This window comes from Pengzhenrongella sicca (assembly GCF_017569225.1).
In the GTDB taxonomy this organism is placed as follows: Bacteria; Actinomycetota; Actinomycetes; order Actinomycetales; family Cellulomonadaceae; genus Pengzhenrongella; species Pengzhenrongella sicca.
In genome coordinates this window covers 4,095,606-4,116,035 of the sequence record NZ_CP071868.1, presented here as the reverse complement: position 1 = coordinate 4,116,035, position 20,430 = coordinate 4,095,606, and the positions used below count along the sequence as shown (strand labels likewise).

14 protein-coding genes and 1 riboswitch are annotated in these 20,430 nt (G+C 75.9%); of the genes, 3 read left to right on the top strand and 11 right to left on the bottom strand.

The window, feature by feature from the left end; translation table 11 throughout:
- Positions 1-22 precede the first annotated feature (22 nt).
- From pgi to J4E96_RS18840, 4 genes are all read right to left on the bottom strand, one after another.
- Complete coding sequence (pgi, locus tag J4E96_RS18855) at positions 23-1,720, bottom strand: glucose-6-phosphate isomerase (RefSeq protein WP_227423561.1); 1,698 nt, start codon at positions 1,718-1,720, stop codon at positions 23-25.
- Between the two features lie 74 nt (positions 1,721-1,794).
- Complete coding sequence (locus J4E96_RS18850; protein WP_227423560.1) at positions 1,795-3,276, bottom strand: outer membrane protein assembly factor BamB family protein; 1,482 nt, start codon at positions 3,274-3,276, stop codon at positions 1,795-1,797.
- A 291-nt stretch (positions 3,277-3,567) separates the two neighbouring features.
- Positions 3,568-4,596 carry a hypothetical protein gene (locus J4E96_RS18845; RefSeq protein WP_227423559.1) on the bottom strand — a complete coding sequence of 343 codons (1,029 nt, stop codon included), beginning with the start codon at positions 4,594-4,596 and terminating at the stop codon, positions 3,568-3,570.
- 81 nt (positions 4,597-4,677) lie between these two features.
- Positions 4,678-5,496 carry a hypothetical protein gene (locus tag J4E96_RS18840; RefSeq protein ID WP_227423558.1) on the bottom strand — a complete coding sequence of 273 codons (819 nt, stop codon included), beginning with the start codon at positions 5,494-5,496 and terminating at the stop codon, positions 4,678-4,680.
- A gap of 288 nt (positions 5,497-5,784) precedes the next feature.
- Here J4E96_RS18840 and J4E96_RS18835 point away from each other — a divergent pair, with 288 nt between their 5' ends.
- On the top strand, positions 5,785-7,329 hold the full coding sequence (locus J4E96_RS18835; protein WP_227423557.1) for a cryptochrome/photolyase family protein: 1,545 nt from the start codon (positions 5,785-5,787) through the stop codon (positions 7,327-7,329).
- A gap of 48 nt (positions 7,330-7,377) precedes the next feature.
- Here J4E96_RS18835 and J4E96_RS18830 read toward each other — a convergent pair whose 3' ends face one another.
- Both J4E96_RS18830 and J4E96_RS18825 read right to left on the bottom strand, forming a co-directional pair.
- A complete protein-coding gene (locus tag J4E96_RS18830; protein WP_227423556.1) occupies positions 7,378-8,847 on the bottom strand; it encodes an outer membrane protein assembly factor BamB family protein in 1,470 nt (489 codons plus the stop codon).
- Between the two features lie 9 nt (positions 8,848-8,856).
- The gene (locus J4E96_RS18825) at positions 8,857-9,660 is read right to left on the bottom strand and encodes an SIR2 family NAD-dependent protein deacylase (RefSeq protein ID WP_227423555.1); all 804 of its coding nucleotides are present in this window, start codon (positions 9,658-9,660) and stop codon (positions 8,857-8,859) included.
- A 77-nt stretch (positions 9,661-9,737) separates the two neighbouring features.
- On the opposite strand from J4E96_RS18825, the gene J4E96_RS18820 reads away from it, so the two are divergent.
- Together J4E96_RS18820 and J4E96_RS18815 are read left to right on the top strand one after the other, a co-directional pair.
- On the top strand, positions 9,738-10,127 hold the full coding sequence (locus J4E96_RS18820) for a PadR family transcriptional regulator (RefSeq protein WP_227423554.1): 390 nt from the start codon (positions 9,738-9,740) through the stop codon (positions 10,125-10,127).
- The gene (locus J4E96_RS18815) at positions 10,124-10,663 is read left to right on the top strand and encodes a hypothetical protein (protein ID WP_227423553.1); all 540 of its coding nucleotides are present in this window, start codon (positions 10,124-10,126) and stop codon (positions 10,661-10,663) included. The genes J4E96_RS18820 and J4E96_RS18815 overlap by 4 nt, the downstream gene beginning before the upstream one ends.
- A 38-nt stretch (positions 10,664-10,701) precedes the next feature.
- Here J4E96_RS18815 and J4E96_RS18810 read toward each other — a convergent pair whose 3' ends face one another.
- The 5 genes from J4E96_RS18810 to J4E96_RS18790 all read right to left on the bottom strand — a co-directional run bounded on the left by J4E96_RS18810 (position 10,702) and on the right by J4E96_RS18790 (position 20,426).
- Entirely contained in the window at positions 10,702-14,217 is a 3,516-nt protein-coding gene (locus J4E96_RS18810; protein WP_227423552.1) for a GH36-type glycosyl hydrolase domain-containing protein, read from the bottom strand.
- Between the two features lie 13 nt (positions 14,218-14,230).
- Positions 14,231-16,555 (bottom strand): putative bifunctional diguanylate cyclase/phosphodiesterase, encoded by a 2,325-nt coding sequence (locus J4E96_RS18805; RefSeq protein WP_227423551.1) that lies wholly within the window; start codon positions 16,553-16,555, stop codon positions 14,231-14,233.
- A 144-nt stretch (positions 16,556-16,699) separates the two neighbouring features.
- On the bottom strand, positions 16,700-17,482 hold the full coding sequence (locus tag J4E96_RS18800) for a C40 family peptidase (RefSeq protein ID WP_227423550.1): 783 nt from the start codon (positions 17,480-17,482) through the stop codon (positions 16,700-16,702).
- Between the two features lie 2 nt (positions 17,483-17,484).
- A riboswitch (cyclic di-AMP (ydaO/yuaA leader) is annotated at positions 17,485-17,631 on the bottom strand.
- 93 nt (positions 17,632-17,724) lie between these two features.
- Positions 17,725-19,317, bottom strand: a complete 1,593-nt coding sequence (locus J4E96_RS18795) for an outer membrane protein assembly factor BamB family protein (RefSeq protein WP_227423549.1) — start codon at positions 19,315-19,317, stop codon at positions 17,725-17,727.
- Positions 19,318-19,397: 80 nt separating this feature from the next.
- Positions 19,398-20,426, bottom strand: a complete 1,029-nt coding sequence (locus tag J4E96_RS18790; RefSeq protein WP_227423548.1) for a TolB family protein — start codon at positions 20,424-20,426, stop codon at positions 19,398-19,400.
- Positions 20,427-20,430 lie beyond the last annotated feature (4 nt).

Genomic DNA, 20,430 nt, shown 5'->3' with positions numbered 1-20,430 from the left:
CGACGCCTGAGCCCCGCTGCGGTCAGGCCCGGTGCGCCAGGTAGTACTCGATCAGCCCCCGGGTCGAGGGGTCCTGCGCGGCCAGCGTCGCGGCGTCGCCGGCGACAGCCGGAGCGATCTCGACGGCCAGCTTCTTGCCGAGCTCGACGCCCCACTGGTCGAAGCTGTCGATGCCCCACACCACGCCCTGCACGAAGGTGATGTGCTCGTACAGCGCGATGAGCTGGCCGAGCACGGCGGGGGTCAGGGCGGGCGCCATGATCGACGTCGTCGGCCGGTTCCCCGCGAACACACGCGCTGGCACGACCGGCTCGGCGACGCCGTCGGCGCGCACCTCGTCCGCCGTCTTGCCGAACGCGAGCGCCTTGGTCTGGGCGAAGAAGTTCGCCAGGAACAGCTCGTGCACGTCGGCCTCGCCGCCGGGGGAGCCCGCGTCGCGCAGCGGGTGCGACGGCGTCGCGACGGCGATGAAGTCGGCCGGGATCAGCCGGGTGCCCTGGTGGATCAGCTGGTAGAACGCGTGCTGGCCGTTCGTGCCCGGCTCGCCCCAGAAGATCTCGCCCGTCTGGGTCGTCACGGGCGTGCCGTCCCAGCGCACGGACTTGCCGTTGGATTCCATCGTGAGCTGCTGCAGGTACGCCGCGAACCGGTGCAGGTGCTGGGCGTACGGGAGCACGGCGTGCGTGTGCGCGCCCAGGAAGTTGACGTTCCAGACGTTGAGCAGGCCCATGAGCACGGGCACGTTCTGCGTGAACGGCGCGGTCCGGAAGTGCTCGTCGACGGTGTGGAACCCGCCCAGGAGCTCGCGGAACGCGTCCGGGCCGATCGCGATGGCGAGCGACGTGCCGATGGCGGACGGCAACGAGTACCGGCCCCCGACCCAGTCCCAGAACCCGAACGCGTTCGCCGGGTCGATGCCGAAGGCCGCGACCTTGTCGAGCGCGGTCGAGACGGCGACGAAGTGCCGGGCGACGGCCTCGGTGCGCGCGGCGTCGGTGTCCGCGATCGCGCCCGCGGCCAGCAGCTCGTCCCACAGCCACGCGCGAGCCAGGCGCGCGTTGGTCAGGGTCTCGAGCGTGCCGAACGTCTTCGAGGCGACGATGAACAGCGTGGTCGCGGGGTCGAGCCCGGCGAGCGTCTCCGCGACGTCGGTCGGGTCGATGTTGGAGACGAACCGCACCTCGAGGCCGGCCTGGACGTACGGCTTGAGCGCCTCGTAGGCCATGACGGGGCCGAGGTCGGAGCCGCCGATTCCGATGTTGACGACGGTCGCGACGCGCTCGCCGGTCACGCCGGTCCACTGCCCGCTGCGGACCTTCGTCGCGAACGCGGCGACCTTGGCGAGCACGGCCTGCACGTCGACATCGACGTCCTGGCCGTCGACGACGAGGGCGGGCGAGGCCGACGGCGGGCGGCGCAGCGCCGTGTGCAGCACCGCGCGGTCCTCGGTCACGTTGATGTGCTCGCCCGCGAACATCGCCCCGAGGCGCTCGGCGAGCCCGACCTCGTCCGCGAGCCGGACCAGCAGCTCGAGCGTCTCGTCGGTGATCAGGTTCTTCGACAGGTCCACGTGCAGGTCGCCGACGACGTGCGTCAGCCGGCTCGCACGGCCCGCGTCGGCGGCGAACCAGGCGCGCAGGTCGGGCTCGAGCGTGGTGCGGTGCGCGCCCAGGGCTGTCCAGGCGGAGGTGGTGGTGGCGTCGATCGGTGTGGTGTTCACGGGTCTCCTTCTCGCGGCGGTGCCAGGGATCACCGTATTGCCCTCGCGGGGGTGCCGCGCTCACCCTCCCGCGCTCACCCTCCGGCGCTCGGGCCGAACGCGACCAGCTGGCCGCCGCGGCCATACAGGCGCCCACCGAGCCCGACCAGCGCGTACAGGCCGTCCGGCACGTCGGCCGCCCACAGGCGCCGGCCGTCGTCGAGCCCGAACGCGGTCAGGACCAGCCCCCGGCCGGCGGCCGGGCCGGTGACCAGGACGGCGTGCCCGTCGCTGGCGAGCGGACTGAAGGCGGCCTGCCCGGCCGGGACGGCCCAGACGAGCTCGCCCGTGCGGCCGTCGATCGACTGCAGCTCGTCGCCCTCGCCGCGGACGACCCGTCCCGCCCGGATCACCGTGCCGCCGCCGCCCGCGCTCGAGATCGCCCAGCGCCGCCGGCCGGAAGCGAGCTCGTAGGCGATCAGCTCGCCGTCCGGGGACTGCACGAGCACGACCTCGGCGAGCGAGCCGTCGTCGGGCACGGCCACGACCGGCGACCCGTCGACGGCGAACGCGCGCCCGGTCGCCAGGTCCACGATCTCGGCGTGGGTGCCGTCGTCGGCGGCCGCCTGCTCGTACAGCAGCCGGCCGGCGCGCAGCACCTCGACCCGGCCCCGGGTCGGCGAGCCCGCGGGCGCGGCCCAGGCGCGCAGCACGTCGCCCGCGGCCGACAGGACCCAGATCGACCCGCCGTCGACGACGACGAGCCCGCCCGCGACCGTCACCGTGGCGTCGCGGCGGCGGAAGGCGTTCAGCGGCAGCGGCTCGGGGCTCGTGAACGTCCACCGCTCGGCGCCGGCGCGCGCGTCCGTGCGCCGGACCCGCACGCGGCCGTCGGCGCCGACGTCACCCAGGACGAGGTCGGCGCCGAGCGTCGCGACCGACGTGCGGGGCTCGACCGGCCCGTCGTGCACGATCTCTTCCGTCGCGGCGTCGACCACGACTACGCGCGTGCGCGGGGGATAGGTCAGCCGCCCGGCGCCGGCCACCTCGGCCACGGCGACCTCGTCGACGACGACGCACGCGACCAGCGCCGTGCCGGGGGAAGGCAGCGCGCAGCGGGTCTGGACGTCGACGGCGCCGGGCGCCCGGGCGGGCGCGCGCCAGAGCTCCCGCCCGGTCCCGGGGTCGAGGGCGACGACGGCGACGCTCCCGTCCGCCCGGCTCTCGACGCCCACGAGGCGACCGGCGACCTCGACCAGGCCCGGCCGGAGCGCGACGTCGGTGCGCCACCGCTCGACGACCGGCCCGGCCAGCGGCGTGAGGATGCCCGGGACAGCGGCGAGCTCCGCCTGCTCGGCGGCCTCGCGGCGGTCGAGCGCCACGGCCGCGGCGGCGAGCGCGAGGGCGACGCCGGCCGCGATCAGCCACCAGCGCCGCGGCGCGGGCCGGCCGGTGCCGGCGTGGTCGGTGGGGTGGGAGGGGTCGCTGGGAGCCGGCGCGCCGACGGCGTCGTCGTCGCCCTCGAGGACGACCTCGACCAGGGGCGGGTCTCGCCTGACGCGTCGCTGCGCGGCCATGGGCCGACCCTACCGAGCGCTCACGCGAGCGCGACTGCGGTCACCCGGCCGCGCGGTTGACGGGCGACCCCGCGACGCTGCGGTGTCGCCCGGTGCCCCGGCGCGGGACACATCGCCACCCTGGGTCATACCCGGCCGACGCGGGCGGTGAATCCGCGCGAGCACCCGCGGGCGCGACGAGGTTCGCCCGTTCGGGCTAGTAGTCCGCCGGCCACCGCGTGACCCGCCGATGCCCCGACCCCGCACGGCCGTGGGCCGAACGGGATCGGGGCGGGTAGCGCCTGCGGCGGTCTAGGCGAGCGCGCCGACCGTGTGCGGGTCACGACGTCGAGCCGTGCGCAGCGCCGTGCCCGCGGTCAGGAGCAGCAGCCCCAGCCCGGCGAGCAGCGCGGCGTTCAGCCCGGAGGACGCGAGGGACGAGGCGGCCGAGGCCATGGACCTCGTGCCCGTCGTCGCGGACGCCGCGGCGCGGGTCGCCGTCGCGGTGCTGGACGTCGCCGCAGGAGCGAGCGTGGCGACCGATCCAGTCCGTGCCCGAGCGCCCGCCGACGACGGGCTCACTCCGGTCGAGACCGTCGAGGTCCCGGCCTGCTGACGGGACTCCGGCGTGGTCGCCGGCTCGACGAGCGCGACGACGGTGGTGCCGCCGTCGAGAAGTCCGCCGGTGCGGGTCTCGCCGAGGCCGAGGTCAACGACGGCGCTCGGGGTCGAGCTGTTGACGGTCACCGTGGTGCTCGTGCCGGTCGGTGCGCCGTTCAGGAGTCGCGCGGAGGCCATCGCCGCAGCCGGCTCGGCTGAGGGGGTCACGACGGTCGGTGCGGCGCCGACCTGCACGAACAGGTCAGCCGACTGCTCCGGCGTCGTCGTGCCGGTTGCCGTCCCGATGGTGACGGTTGCCGTCGTGCCCGCGTCTGTCGGGACCGGGGTGGTCGCGAGCGAGATGTCCGCGGCCGCGTCGGTGGTCGCGGCCGCGTTCACCGCGACGACCGCGGTCACAGGCTCGGCGGCCACATCGGCTGCCGCGACCTGGACGTCGACCACGGCCGCCACGGGTTCCGCGGCTGCGGCGGTCGGCGGGAGCTGGATGTCGACCGTCGCGTCGGCTTCTGGCCCGGTGGCGGTATCGGTGCCCCCATCGATCGTCACGACCGCCGCCACCGGCGGGGTGCCGGTCGCGTCGACGGTCGCGGTCACGGGTGCGCCGAGGTCGGACTCGACGACGACGAGCTCGTCCGCGGCCTGTGCCGCGCCGGTTCCGGCGACGAGCAGCCCGCCGGCGAGCAGCGCCGTGCGCAGCGCTCGTTTGAGGAATACGTTCATGGTCGTTCTCCTGCCAATGAGTGAGGGTGCGCCCAGACGGGCGCGTGGACCGGTGCCGACGTCGCCGTCGGCAGGGTCCGCTCAGGCAGGGGTGAGGGGGATCTCGCGGGCTCGACTGCGCAGGTCGCGGTCGTCGGAACCCGTCGGGGTCTCGGGAGAAGGGGCGAGGGGGGCGCGTGCGGCAGCGCAGACGCCCACGTCGGTCGCGCTCGAACCGCGCGCGCCGGTGGCGGAGGCTGCGGCGCTGGCAGCAGCCGGCGCGCCCGGGCCGGAGGGCCGGGGTGTCGTTCCGGCGGGCTTCTCGACGATCCCGTCGGCGGTCGGTGCGGTGCGCGCGACCGGCGTGGCGCGGTCGACGACTGACGGCACGGGCGCGAAGGCGAGCTCGTACGGCGACCCGTACCGCGACTGGTACGGCGACGGCGACGGCGACGCGGCGAGCGGCACCGAGGTTGCCGTGAGCGCGGTGGCGAGGCCCGCGAGCTCCGGGCTCACCGGTACGACGGCGACCGCGTCGACAGCGGCGAGGGTGACAGCGGTGACGACCGGAGCTGCGACGACGGCTGTGACGGCATCGGCCGCGGCGACAACGTGCGCGACCACCGGGACCGGGACCGCGACCACCGGGACCGCGACGACGTCGGTCGCGGCTGAGGCTGCGTCGGTGGCGGGCACGGCGACCGCCGCGGTGGCGGGCGGGGCGACGGGCACGACCGCGGCCGGCGGCGCCGGCAGCTCGGGAAGGTTCGGGAGGTCGACCGACGCGGAGGCGTGAGCCGCGAGCGCGAGGGCCGCGGCGCCGAGCACGACCGCGCCGCCCGCGGCGAGGATCGTGCGGCGGGTCCAGGCAGACAAGCTGGAGCGCGCGCATGCCGCGCTGCTCGCTGCCTGCTGGCTCATGACTCTCCCTGGTGCCCGACCGGGCTCGTGGGTGTGACTCGTGGGTGTGATAGGAATCACACCCACCCTAGGCACACAATCTTCGCGACGCCCGGCCAGATCCGACATTTGCTGCCGCTGCACCCGCTTTTCTCTCGCGAAGACCATTTCTGACCTGCGAAAGAGCAGCCGGCGAATGCGACAATCTCGGTCGAGTTCGCTTATCCGAAATGACGTATTCGACCGATTCTGGCGAGCTCGCCATCGGTCGATCGGGCCGAGTTCCGGCGGCTGGGAGAGACTGGTCGGGTGACGACACCTGCGGACGTGACGACTCCTGCGGACGCGGCGACTTCGGCAGGCTCCGGCGCCGGACGGGCTCTCGTGTGGTTGCGCCGGGACCTGCGCGTGGACGACAACGCCGCGCTGCACCGCGCGCTCGTCGCCGCGCGCGAGGTCTGGTGCGTCTTCCTGTTCGACCGGGACATCCTCGACGACCTGCCGGCGGCCGACCGCCGCGTCGAGTTCATCCACGAGAGCGTCGCCGAGCTCGACCGCGACCTCGCGGCGCTCGCGGCGGAGCACGGCCGCGCCGGGGTCCGGCTGATCGTCGGGCACGGGCGGCCGGTCGCGGCGATCCCGGAGCTGGCGGCGGCGCTCGGGGTCGAGGCGGTCTTCGCCAATCACGACGACGACCCCGCGGCGCTCGCGCGCGACGCCGCGGTCGCCGCGGCGCTCGGCGGGACGCGACTGCTCACGTCCAAGGATCACGTGGTGTTCGAGCGCAGCGAGGTGCTCACGGCGACCCGCACGCCGTACAGCGTCTTCACGCCCTACAAGAACGCCTGGCTCAAGAAGCTCGCGCCGGCCGACCTGCGGGCCCACGCGGTCCGGCCGCACGCGGGCGTCCTCGCCCCGCTCCCGGACCGCCTGCCCGCCGCGTTCGCCGCGGGCGTCCCGCCGCTCGAGTCGCTGGGCTTCGAGCGGACAAACCTCGGCGAGCTCGGCATCGCGACCGGAAGCAGCGGCGGCCAGCACCTGCTCGCCGACTTCCTCGACCGCATCGACGACTACGAGGACGCCCGCAACTTCCCGGCCGTCAAGGGTCCGAGCTACCTGTCGGTGCACCTGCGCTTCGGCACGGTCTCGATCCGCGAGCTCGCGCGGGTCTCCTGGGAGCGCACCCTGGCTCCCGGCCCGGCTGGCGCGCGCGGCGCGCAGGTCTGGCTGTCGGAGCTCATCTGGCGCGACTTCTACCACCAGGTCCTGCACCACCACCCGCGGGTGGTCGGCGCGAGCTTCAAGCCGGAGTACGACGCCGTCGCGTGGGAGTCCGGCCCCGTCGCGCGGGAGCTGTTCGCGGCCTGGTGCGAGGGGCGCACGGGCTACCCCCTGGTCGACGCGGCGATGGCGCAGATCAACCAGACCGGGTACATGCACAACCGGCTGCGGATGGTCGTGGCCAGCTTCCTGACCAAGGACCTCGGCATCGACTGGCGCTGGGGCGAGGCCTACTTCGCGCGCCAGCTCAACGACTTCGACCTCGCGGCCAACAACGGGGGCTGGCAGTGGGCGGCCTCGACCGGCTGCGACGCGCAGCCCTACTTCCGGATCTTCAACCCCGTGAGCCAGAGCGAGAAGTTCGACCCGGGCGGCCGGTTCATCCGCCGGTACCTGCCGCAGCTCGCGGCGCTGCCCGACCGCGCGATCCACGCGCCCTGGGACGCGGCCCCGCTCGACCTCGCGCTCGCGGACGTCGAGCTCGGGCGGGACTACCCGCTGCCCGTGGTGCGCCACGACGAGGCGCGGGCCCGCACGCTCGCGCGGTACAGCGTCGTCAAGGCCGCCCGCTGACCCGCTGACCCGCGCGGGCGCGAGTCGACCTCGCGCGCCCAGCGCGTCTCACCTGAGCGCGAGGAGTCCCGGGACGCTCCAGCCGTAGAGCCGGCCCGCGACCGCGACGAGGTCGAGGTTCTCGTCGACCTCGACCCGCCACTGCGGGCGGCCGTCGCTGAGCGAGTAGGCGGCGAGCACGACGCCGACGTCGAAGGCGTGGTGCGTGAGCACGACGACCCGACCGTCGGTGACCGGCGGGCCCTCCGTGACCCGGTCGACCGGCGTCGTCCACAGCAGCTTCCCGGTGCGGCCCTCGATCGCCTGGAGCTGGCCGTCGCCGGCGCGGAGCACGCGGCCGTCGATCGTGAGCAGCTCGTCCGCGAGGCCTGCCGCCGCCCACCGGCGCTGGCCCGACGTCCGGTCGTAGGCCAGGAGCTCGCGACGGTCCGCCGACTGCAGGAACACCAGCTGCGCGAGCGACTCGTCGGTCAGCGACGGGGCGATCGGCGTGCCGACCGCCGTGAACGAATGGCCCGTCAGGACGTCGAGCACCCGGGTGCGCGAGACGTCGTCGGCCGTCAGCGCCGGCTGCGCGAGCAGCGCCCCCGGCAGCGCCTCGACGCGCCGGCCCAGCTCGATGTCGGGGGCCGGCTCCCACGCGTCGAGCAGCTCGCCGTCCGGCGCGAGCACCCACGACGCCGCGCCCCGGCCGATGAACACGAGGTCGCCCACGACCTCGACCGAGACGGAGCGCTGGCGGAAGTCGTCGACGGGGAGCGGCTCGGGGCTCGTGTAGCCCCAGCGCCGGTCCTGGCCGCGGGTGTCGGTGCGCTCGACCCGCAGCCGGCCGGCGGCGTCGACGCGCGCGAGCACGAGGTCCTCGCGCAGGGCCGCGATCGACGTGCTCGGGGCGATCGGGCTGTCGGACACGACCTCGCCGGTCCTCGCATCGGCGACGAGCAGCCGGGCCCGCGTCGGTGCGAACGAGTACCCGGTCGTGCTCTCGGCGGTGATCACGACCTCGTCGACGACGACGCACGCCACGACCGCGGGCCCGGCCGGGAGCGCGCAGCGGACCCGGCCCCGGATCGGCCCGGGCTCGCGGGCGGGGGTGCGCCAGCGCGGCTCGCCCGTCGCGGGGTCGAGCGCGACGACGTCGGCGCTGCCGTCCTGCCGGCTCTCGAGCCCGACGATCCGACCGTCGACCTCCGCCGGGGCGAGCCAGCGCAGGTCCGCGGCGCGCCAGCGGGGCTCCAGCGGGCCGTTGACGGGCGCGAGCACGCCGTCGACCTCCTCGAGCGCGGCGAGCCGGGCGGCCTCGCGGCGATCGACCACGAGCGAGGCGATGACGACGACGACGAGCGTGAGGACGGCGGTCAGGCGCCACCAGCGCCGGGCCGGCCGCAGCGCCGCCCGGCCCGGCGCGTCCGCTGCGTCCCCGGCGGCGCGCGCCGAGTCGCCGGCCGCGTCGGCATCGATCAGGACGACGTCCTGCATCGTGCGACCCGGACCGCTCACGCGACGCGAGGCGCCCATGCCGCGATGTTAGCCCGCGTGCTCGGCCACGAGCTCGCCGACGATCTCGGGCAGCGCGTCCTGGATCGGCCGCCGGTCGACGCGCTCGGCGAGCTCGTCGTACGGCGTCGGCTCGGCGTTGACGATGACGACGCGCGCCCCGGCGTTCGCGGCCATCGCGGTCAGGCTCGCGACCGGCTCGACCGTCAGGGTCGAGCCCACGACGAGGAACACCTCGCACGTGCGCGCCGCGCTCACGGCGGCGTCGAGGGCGGCGCCGGGCAGCGCCTCGCCGAACATGACGACGTCGGTCGCGAGCGGGCCGTCGCAGATCGCGCAGTGCGGGTCGGGGTCGGTGTCGAGCCGCGCGAGGATCTGCGCGGTGGGCTCGGCCGCCCCGCAGTCCAGGCAGCGCGACTGCGGCAGGCTGCCGTGCAGCTCGAGCACGAGCGCGGGGCTCGACCCGGCCAGCTGGTGCAGGCCGTCGAAGTTCTGCGTGCAGACGGCGCGCAGGGCGCCGGCGCGCTCGAGCTGCACGAGGCTGCGGTGGGCCGGCGTCGGCGCGGCCTGCCAGACGGGGCTCTCGCGCCACATCTGCCAGGTGCGCCGGCGGATCGCGCCGTCGGCGACGTAGTAGTGGTGCTCGAGCAGGCGCGAGGCGAGGGGGTCGCGGGTCCAGACGCCGTCCGGCCCGCGGAAGTCGGGGATCCCCGAGCCCGTCGAGATCCCGGCCCCGGTCAGGACGGTGACCCAGGGTGCGCGGGGCGCCGCCGGGTCGAGAGGTTCGGCGGGGGCGAGGGGTTCGACGGGCGCGGCGCCGCCAGCGGGGTTCACGGTTGCGACGGTACGCCCGCCGGGGCGACGGGGCTGCACTACTAGGCGATACCGACTAGTGGGTATAACCTACCGCCATGCGAGCACCCGCGCGGGACCCCCAGCTGCTCAAGGGCGTGCTGCCCATGCTCGTGATCGCGCTGCTGACGGAGCGGGAGTCGTACGGCTACGAGCTCGTGACGCGGCTGGAGGCCGACGGGCTGGCCGACATCGCCGCGGGCACCGTCTACCCCGTGCTCGCCCGGCTCGAGCGGGACGGCCACGTCGCGTCGCGGCTGGTCGCGTCGTCGGCCGGACCCGCCCGCAAGTACTACCTGCCCACCGAGCTCGGCGCCGCCGAGCTCGCGCAGACCGTCGCCGCATGGCGGGCGCTCACCGCGACGGTCGCGGCGACGCTCGGGCGGGCGGTCCCGGCCTCGTTCGGAGCAGCCAGTCCCACCCCGTCCCACCCGGAGGAGCTCGCATGACCACGTCCTCGACCACGCGCCCGCGCCCCGCCGACCGGGCGCGGCGCAGCTGGTACCTCACGCGGTTCTCCCTCGCGATGCAGGACTACCCGGCGCGGGAGTATCGCCAGATCGGGGCGGACCTGCGCGCGGGGATCGACGCCGCGGCGGCCGACGTCGGCATGGCCCGGGCCCTCGCGGACCTCGGCACCCCGGCGCGGCTCGCGGCCGGCTACTACGGCGAGCTGGGCCGGCCCCGCCCGCGGTACTGGGACGGCGCGGTCGTCGCCGGCCTGTTCGGGCTGCTGCTGGCCCTGTGCTTCTTCAGCTACGCGGCCGGAGCGGCGGACACGCTGCTCGCCGGCGGCGGCGGGGTCGTCGAGCTCACCTACCTCGGCGCGCCGATGACCGTGACGGGCACATCCGCGAGCCTCAGCGTCGAGTCCCAGGTCACCTGGCTCGGGGTGCTGGCGTTCGTGGGCTCCGTCGGGCTGGCCTTCGCGCTCGGCGCGCGCTGCTGGCGCCTGTGGGCGAGCCGGTCGGCCGTCGACGACTGACGGCGCGAGTCGCACCGGTCAGCCGACCTCGACGCCGGTCAGCCGACCTCGACCCGCAGCGCGCCGCGGCCCGCGCGCAGCGCGGCAAGGACGGGCTCCAGCTCCACGGCGACCCCGGCCGCGCGGTACGGGTTGGCGAGCGCCGTCGTCTGGAGCTCGATGCCGTCCAGGAAGACCGCGGTCGGCCCGCAGCCGCGGGGCCCGACGGCGTAGGTCAGCTGCAGCGCCCGGCCGTCCAGCGGGACGGTGGCCGTGAGGCCGTCGAGCGACCCGGTCAGCACCGGGTCGAGCTCGAGCAGCGCGCCGCGCCGGCGGACCCCCAGCAAGGACTCGACCACGAGCCGCAGGAACAGGCCGGGGCCGGAGGAGTAGACGCGCCAGCCGCCCTCGAGCGCGACCTCGCCCCGGCCGATCCGGTCGTAGTGCTCGGCCGCGTCGTACCGGTCCGCGAACACGGCGTCGGACGAGGAGAAGTAGGCGGTGGACTGCCGCGGCGCGGCGGCGGGGACACGCTCGGTGAGCCCGATCGGGTCGGCCAGCAGCAGCGCGGGCAGCAGCGCGTCCGCATCCCCGTGCCGGGCCAGCGCCTCGGCGTAGCGCAGGTGCGCGTGCGTGTACATGACCCCGATCTCGCGGCCGAAGAACGTCGCGGCCTCGGCGCGCTGGAACACCTCCAGGGGCCCGCCCTGGTATCGCGCGGGCCGGTCGAACAGGCGCGCGCCGTCGGGGCCGAGCAGGTTCGCCTCGAGCGCCGCGAGGTGGGTGCGCGCCGACTCGGGGCTGAGCAGGTCGCCGGAGATCGCGTGGATCGTCGGCAGCAGGCTGTGGTGCAGCCCCGTGCGGGTGTCACTCGGATGGACCAGGTGCTCGACCGTGCCGTCGGCGCCGAAGAGCCCGTACCCGCACAGCAGCCCGTCGCGCACGAGCGTGGTGTCGAGCGCCGCGGCGCTGCGGTCGGCGATCGCCTCGGCGTCCGCCGCCCAGTCACGGCCCGCCGCCCAGGCGCGGCCGGCCGCCTCGGCGGGCGCGTGCGCGCCGGCGAGCCCGCGCAGCGCGCCCGCGAGCGTCCGCAGCGCGTGCACCTGGAGCGTGACGGTCCAGGTTGAGCAGAGCCGGGCCGCGAGCTGGGTATCGACGGGCTGGAGCGAGTCGTTCCAGTCGCCGTGCCCGTACGCGGGCAGCGGGCTGCCGGGCACGGTGGTCGCCCGGATGTGCGCGAGGGCGCGCCGCAAGTGCTCGAGCACCGGCTCGGCGGCGGTGCGCCCGTCGTCGCCCACGAAGGGAACGGCCTCGGCGAGCAGGCTCGCGTCGCCGGTCATGGCGAGGTACTCGCCGACGGCGAGCAGCGGCCAGTACACGACGTCGCCGTGCGCCCCGGGGGAGGTCGTCGGGGTCGCCCGGTCCCAGAACTCGAACCACTGGGGCCAGTCGCCGCGCGCGTGCTGCGCGCGCAGGATCCGCAGGACGAGGTCGCGCAGCGGCGCCGGCTGCCCGAGCGCGACCAGCAGCCCGACCGGGCCCTGGCATGCGTCGCGCGTGCCCCAGGCGCCGCCCGTGAACTGCTCGAGGCCGCGTGGGGCGAGGTAGTGGATGACGGCGTCGTGGGCGAACGACGGCAGCACCGCGTCGAGCTGCGCGACCTCGGTCGCGAGCGGGCTGCCCGCGGGCGCGCGCAGCCGGATCGATGCGCCGAGACCGGCCCAGAACTCCGGCCAGGGCGCGGGCGGCGGCGTCGCCGCGACGGCCGTCGCTAGGTCCGGCGACCGTGCGAGGTCGAGCGTCAGCGTGAGGTCGAGCCGCAGCCGCGGCCCGGTCGTCAGGGTCAGCCACGGCAGGTCGCGCGACGCGCCGTCCGCGAACAGGGCCTCGTCGCGGCCGACGGCGACCGCCGCCCCGTCGCCATCGTCGTCGCCCGAGTCGCCCGAGTCGCCCCGGTCGCCCCACGCGAGGCGGAACGAGGCGCCCGGCGAGCGCGCGGCGAGCTCGGCCCCGACCGGCACGCCGACCGTGACCCCCGCGCCGTCGACGGCGAGCACCGGGGGTACGGGGTCGGCGCCGTCGTCGCCGCCGAACGCGACGTGCGCGGCCACGAGCACGCGGGCCGGGGGGCCGGCCACGACGCGCAGCCGGACGCGCACCGCGTGGGATTCCGCAGCCACGACCGTCTCGACCTCGAGCAGGCCGCCCGCGTGGCGGTACCACCAGCGGCACGCGTCCGGCGCCTGCGCCCAGGCGCTCGGGACGTCGAGCAGCGTCCACCCGGCGCCCAGGTCCGCGAAGATGCGCAGCCCGTACGCGCGGCGCAGCCCCAGGTACCCGCGCCGGACCGACAGCACGGGGTCGCGGCTCGCGTGCCCCTGCGTGAGCTGCGACGCGAACACGCCCGCGAGCCAGGCGGTCGAGGTCAGGCTGGACTCGTCCGGCACGAGGGCCGTGCCCGTGCGCAGGATGTGCCCGTGCGGGCGCAGCACGCGCCGCTCCTTGGCGGCCGTGACGACGTGGGTCCCATCGGCGGTGAAGTACGCGAGCAGCTCGGCGTCCGCAGTCTCGACGTGGTGGCGGCCCGGGCCGGCGAGCGCCGTCAGGGTCGTGGCGTCGAGCGGGAGCGGCGCGAGGGTCGGCGCGGTGGCGAACAGCGACCCGACGACGGGAGCGCCGCCGGGGCCGGCCGCGCCGCGCTCCGGCGGGCGGGCCTCGGCGAGGGCGAGCACGGCGTCGACGGCGGCGGCGTCGGCCGGGGCCGTGGCGGCGGGATGGTCGGCGCGGTAGTGCCCGAAGAAGCCCGTCGACCGGGACTCGCCCGGCGCGAGCTCGAGCGGGCGGTCCTGGAGCATCGCGAGCGTGTGCTCGTGCTGGAGCCGGCGGCTCGGCAGCCGCTCGGCGAGCAGGCCGAGCGGGACGCCGCCGCCGCCCGGCAGGTCGCGGCCGGTCAGCTGCAGTGCGTCGGTGCCCCACCCGACCGCGCCGCGCAGCGAGCCGAGCACGACCCACGGCGCGCTCACGCCGGGCATGTTCTGCCGGACGGCCAGCGCGGTTCCTCCGCCGACCGCGACGGGGCTGAGGTCGAGGTACTGCGCGGCGTAGTACTCGTTCGTGCGCAGCGCCGCGTACGGGGTGAGCGCGACGTCCTGGGTGTGCACGACGTCGACCGTGACCGCGGCCGCGCCGTCGTTGGTGACTTCGACGTGCCAGAACCAGGCCGCGGCCCGCTCCGCCAGCCGGAACCGCACGCGGTAGGTCAGGTCGCGCCAGCGGCCGACGACGTCGGGCCCCGCCGCCGTCCACGTCACGACCCCGGCGCTCGCGGGCCCGAGCAGCGCCGCCGCCTCGATCCCGTCGCGGCCGTGCGCGCGCAGGTACAGGTTCGCGGGGCCGGACTCGACGTCGTCCGCCGGGTACATCAGGATGCTGCGCCCGCCGGCGTCGAGCCGGCGCAGCTGCGCGGCGGCCGTGAACTGCGCCTCGACCCCGGCGGCGGAGCGGACGCGCCGCTCGGGCGGCTGGTTCCCCGGGTGCGGCTGGCTCGCGCGGCCGGACGTGGACGTCGTCGTCATTGGGTCAGGCCTATCACACGCCCGGCGGCGGGCCGCCTGCCGCGGCGGCGATCGCGGCCGCGGCGGCGGGCTGGGCGCGGCGGGCCAACCACAGGTCCAGGTCGGCCGAGCTCATCGGGGGGGCGATGTGGTACCCCTGCGCGAGGTCGCAGCCCCAGGCCGTGAGGGCGTCCAGGACGAACTGGTCCTCGACGCCCTCAGCGAGCATCGCCATGCCGAGCGCGTGGCTCAGCGCCACGGTGCTGCGCACGATCGCGGCGGCTCGCGCATCGGCGCGCAGCGGCGTGACGAACCGCCGGTCGAGCTTGAGCTCGTCGACGGGCAGGTCGTGCAGGTACGCGAGCGAGCTGTATCCCGTGCCGTAGTCGTCGACGGCGAGCAGGACCCCGAGGGCGCGCAGCGCCGCGAGCACCTGCCCGGTGAGAGCGGCGTCGACCATCAGGACGTGCTCGGTGATCTCGATGACCAGGGCGTCCGGCGGCAGCGCGAACCGGCGCAGGGCGGCCGCGACCTCGTCGGGCAGCGCCGCGTCGTGCAGGTCGGAGGCCGAGAGGTTGACCGCGACGTGCATGTCGTACCCGCGCGCGCGCCAGGTCGCCGCCGCCGCGAGGGACTGCTCGAGCACCTGGTGCGCGATCACCCGCATCAGGCCGGCCTGCTCGGCATGCGGCAGGAAGCTGTCGGGGTAGACCAGCCCGCGGGTGGGGTGCTGCCAGCGCACGAGGGCCTCCGCGCCCGCGATCCGGCCGGTCGCGAGCTCGAGCTTGGGCTGGAAGTGCACGACGAGCTGCCCGGTGCTCAGCCCGACCCGCAGGTCCTCGACCATGCGCTGGCGTTCGAGGGCCCCGCTGGCGTCGCCCGCCTCGTAGATGGTGAAGCCCGAGCCGGCGCGCTTGGCCTTGTACATCGCGAGGTCGGCGCACTGGAGCAGCACGGTCGAGGTCGTGCCGTGCGCCGGGCACAGCGCGATGCCGACGCTCGCCGCGATGTGCATCGGCATGCCGTCGAGGGCGAAGGGTCCGCCGAGCGCGGTCCCCATCGCGTGCGCGACCCGGCTCGCGGCCGCCTTGCCGGCGCCCGGCAGCACGACGCCGAACTCGTCGCCGCCCAGGCGGGCGAGCACGGCGCCCGCGGGCAGGACGCTCGCCAGGCGCGGCCCGACCAGGCGCAGCAGCTGGTCGCCCACGAGGTGGCCGAGGCTGTCGTTGATCTCCTTGAACCGGTCGAGGTCGATGAGCAGCAGCGCGTGGCGCGCCCCGCCCGCCCCGGCGTCGATGCTCGCCGTCAGCAGCTCGAGCAGCGCGCGCCGGTTGGGCAGCTCGGTCAGCTCGTCCGTGCGGGCCTCGCGCCGGGCCTGCGCGAGGCTGCGCAGCTCGCGCAGCGTGAGGGTGGTGCGCGTGAGCGCCAGGAGGATCGCCGCACCGGCGAGGACGACGACGGCGTCGCTCGTGCCGCGACCGTCGGGGCGCTCGATGACCAGCAGCCCGACGGACGTGGTGGCGAACAGCATCGGGACCGCGATCAGGGCCCAGTCGCCGAGCTCTCGGGGCGGGCGCTCGGTGTCGTCCCCCCAGGCCGCGACGGCGCCGAGCGCCGAACCGATGAGCCAGGTGGTCTCGAGCCAGCCGCCGGGTTGGTACGTGCCGGCGGCCGACTGCGCGAGGTAGAGGGTGTCGCCGAGGATCGTCCAGCTCAGCGCGGCGATCAGCAGCCACCAGGTCGGGCCGGCCCGCCAGCCCATCACGCCCAGCGACCCGACCAGCAGGATCGCCAGCAGCAGGTCGGCGGCGGGGTAGGCGAGCGCCGTCGCGACCTGGGCGGTCGTGCCCAGACCAGGGGTGAGCAGCCGGGTGAACACGAACGCGACGGCCAGGGCGCCCAGCCCGCAGGCGGCGACCAGACCGTCCAGCCAGATCGAGGCGTGCCAGCGGACGACCTTCGCCTTCAGCAGCAGCGCGACGCACCCGAAGGCGAGCGGGTAGAACGCGAGCCAGCCGACGTCGGCCCACGACGGCGACGGAGCCGGGGACTGCGCCTGCACGACAGTCGCGTCGTACAGCCCGGCCGCGACGTTCAGCAGCAGCGCCGTCCCGATCAGGGACCACGCCAGGCGCGCGTGCGGGACCCAGCGCACCCGCACGAAGATCAGCGCGGCGCCGACGACGGCGACCGCCGACTGGAGTCCCGGTCCGACCAGCGAGCCGTCGAGGCGGCCGCGCAGGGGCGGGGCGCAGACGGCGAGCCCCGCCGCAACCAAGGCGGCGAGCAGCCAGAGGCCGACGCGCACGCACCGGCGCGGGCCGGTCGGCAGCGCCGGAGACCGGAGCCAGCTGTCCATACCGGACCCATCGTCGGCCCGGCCGCCGAGTTGAGGCGCGGCCCCGGCCCGTGCCTGGGGGCGGGACCGTCACCCGCGCAGATGGGCGCGGGTTCCCCCGTTCGGATCAGCGCGCCGTCACCCGGACGTGGCGCCGGGCGAGCGTCAGCCGACGCGGATGTAGACCGGGTTGGACTGGTACACCTCGTGGAACTTGATCGAGTCGCCGGGGGTCGCGTCGATGAGCATGCCGTCGCCCGCGTACAGCGCGACGTGGCCGGGGGTGACGATGAGGTCGCCCGCCTGGGCGTCGGCCTCCGAGACGACCGTGCCGACGTTGCGCTGGGACGCCGAGGAGTGCGGCAGGGTGATGCCGAGCTGGGCGTACACGTACGAGGTGAACCCGGAGCAGTCGAAGCCGCCGGGGGTGCCGCCGCCCCACAGGTACGGGACCCCGACGTACCGGGACGCGATCTCGATGACGGCGCTCCCGACGGCGCCGGCGGGCACGGCGGCGTCGGCGTCGCTCGCGGACTCCGCGTCGGAGGCGGCGTCGTCGGACGCGGCGGTCGTGACGACCCGCTCGGGCTCGGGCTCCGGCGGCGGGTCGACGACGGCCGTGAGCGCGGGCACGTCGAGCGACCACGCGGTGTCGGCCGGGACCGACACGGTCGCCGAGGTCTCCAGCAGCGCGCGCGCGGAGGCCGTGACGCCGGTCGTGTCCACGCCGGGCAGGCCCGCGGAGCTCGCGTGCGGGCTCGTGGCGAGCGGGGCGGCGGCGGCCGGCGCGGCAAACGCCGAGAGCACGAGCCCGGACGAGGCGAGCGCGACGGCCGAACGGCGGCCCACCAGGGCGATGGCGCCGGTGGCGCCCGCGGTCAGGTCGGTCAGGGAGGTGGTCGGCCGGGCGGCCGAGCGATGGCGGGCGGGCGACGAGCTCTCGGGCATGGGGGACCTCTCCGGTCGCCTGCGGGGTGAGCTGTCGGATTCGGGCGGGAGTTCGCCCGGCCGATCGTCACGATCGGCTTCACCCCAAGGGCACCGTCACCGGTGCCCGGACTACCTGGTTCCCCCGCTCCTGCCAGCGAAAGACGCGCTGACCCGCGGCGGTGACAGGACTCGGCGGTCCGCCCCGGGTGGCCCCGGTGGACCGGGGACAGCCGACCTTAACGCGCCCGCCCGCCGGGCTGCTACCCCAGCGCGACGACCCCGGAACCGGACCAGCCGTACAACGCGCCGCCGATCGGCAGGAGGTACAGGTCCCCGGGCAGGTCAGCCGCCCACAGCCGCCGACCGTCGGCGACGGCGTACGCGACGAGCGCCGCGCCCCCGTCCGGGTCGGGTTCGCTCAGCAGGATCAGCCGGCCGTCGGTGGCGAGCTGGCCGGTCGCGGCGTTGCCGCCGTAGCTGTCCGGCGGGCGCTCCAGCGGCGTGGACCAGACCGTCTCGCCGGTACGCCCGTCGATCGCGGTCAGCGCCTTCGACTCGATCTGGATGAGCCGCCCGTCCAGGGCCACGGGAGTGCTGGTGGAGCCCGATCGCGTGAGGTCGTTCCCGCCCGACCGGGAGCTGGTCCAGGCAGGCTCCCCCGTCGCGAGGTCGTAGGCGCGCAGGGACCGGTCGTTCTCGGTCATGGCCAGGAGCAGGCCGGGCAGCGAGCCGTCGTCGGGGCCGGCCGCCACGGGGTAGCCGTCGATGGTGAAGGTCCGGCCGGTCGTGACCTCGACGATCCGCGTCGCGACGGCGCCCGTGGTGGTGCTCAGGTGCTCGCCGATCAGGGCGCCGCCAGCGAGCGCCTCGGTCCAGTCGGCCTGCGGGGCGGCCGTGGGCTCTGGGGAGCGCAGGACCTCGCCGTCGGGCGAGAGCACCCACGCCAGCTCGCGCCAGGTGCCGACGGCGGGATCGATCTCGGCGGGCGCGCGGACGACCACGAGGCCCTCCGCCGTCGTGGTCCAGCCCTGCGGGTACCCGAAGTCGTCCATGCTGACGGGGTCCGGGGTGCGAAAGGTCCACCGGGGCTGGCCGCCGAGCGGGTCCAAGCGCTCGGCCTGGAGGTGCCCGGCATCGTCGATGTGGGTCAGCACGATGTCGGTGCCGAGCGGGGCGACGCCGGCGGTCGCGTACGTCGGCCGCTCGTCCAGCACGGCGCCGGTCGTCGGGTCGAGGACGGTCAGGTGGGCACGCACCGGGACGAGGCTCTGCCCGTTCTCGATGGTGCCGGTCGGGACCGACTCGTCGACGACGACGCAGACGATCGCGGGCAGGGCGCTCCCGGGAAGGTCGCCGAGGTCGCCGAGGTCGCCGGGCTCGGACGGAAAGGAGCAGCCGGGCCACGAGTCGTCGACGCCGGCGGCCCGGATCTCGGTGCGCCACCGCTCGGCGCCGGTGCGCGGGTCGAGCGCGACGACCTCGGCGGCTCCGCCCTCGCCGAAGCTCGCGCCGAGCAACGTGCCGTCGAACGCTGACATGCCGCCGAAGGTCGAGCCGTCCGCCCGCCACCGCACCGTCATCGGGCCGTTGATCGGGGTGAGGAACCCCGGGAGGTCCGCGAGCCGCGCGAGGCGCGCGTTCTCCCGCGCGGTCGTCACGGCCGAGCTGGCCACCACGGCGGCCACCACGAGGCCGACGGCCGCGAGCGCCCGCCGGCGCCGGCGCGGGTCACGGGCCCGTCGGGGGACGGGCGGCACGCCGTCGGCACCGCGGGCTGGCGCAGGCGCGCCCAGCTCCGCCGCGTCGACCTCGACGAGCTCGACGTCCTGCAACTCACCCCGCCGATCCCCCACTCCACGACCCTAATGGGGGATGGGGGATGGGGGATGGGAGATGGGAGAGAGGGGAGAGGGGAGAGAGGGAGCGGCGGTTCCTAGGGGGACGGGTATTCGTTGCTGCCCGGCTGGCCCGACGTCACCTCGACCGGCCCCGCGCCGTCGACGCCGATCCGAAACACCCCGAACGTGGTGCCCCCCGGGGGGATCCGGTGCACGAAGACGGTGCGGGAGTCCGCCGAAAACGCCGGCCGGCTTGTCACGCCCGCGTCGCCGAACAGCCGGACCGGGTCGGCGCCGTCGGCGGCCGCGATCCGGACGTCCCACACGCCCACGCCGGGGCCGCCGAAGGCCGTGAGCCACGCCAGCCGGGCGCCGTCCGGCGACCAGTACGGGTCGTGGTCGCGCAGGTCGTCGGTCGTCACCCGGATCGCCTCGCCGCCTTCGGTCGGGATGCGGAAGATCTCGTAGTCCCGCTCGGTGCAGATCGCGCTCGGGCAGCCGACGAACACGATCTCGGCGCCGTCCGGCGCGAAGGACGGGTCGAGGTTCGTGCCGCCACGATCCGTGACCGCGCGGGGATGCTGCCCGAGGGCGTCGGTCACGTGGATCTGCGGGCTGAGGCGGCTGCCCCCGAACAGCACGAGCGAGCCGCCGTCGGGCGACCACTCGGCGTGGCCCTGGAACACCCAGCCGTCGAGGCCCGCGGGGCGCAGCTCGACGAGCCCGGTGCCGTCGGCCGCGATCGCCCAGATGCTCACGGCGGCCGGGTCCAGGTCGTGCTTGCCCGCCGGCGCCCGGTGGACCAGGATCGTGCGCCGGTCCGGGGACAGGCGCGGCGACCAGGAGTCGTAGGCGTCGTCCTCGGTGAGCTGGACGGGCGACGAGCCGTCCGTGCCGACGGCGAAGATCTCGAAGGTGCCGGTCCGGTCGGAGTCGAAGGCGAGCCGGTCGGCGGGCAGCGGCGCCGAGACCGGCAGCGCGGCCGGCGCCGCCCACCCGGCGGGCACCTCGGCGGGATCCCCGCCGAGCCGGGACAGCACCAGGGCGATCACCCCGAGCGCCACGATCGCCGCGGTGGCGACGACCGTGACCGTGACCAGCGCGATGCGGGGACCCCGGCGCACCCCC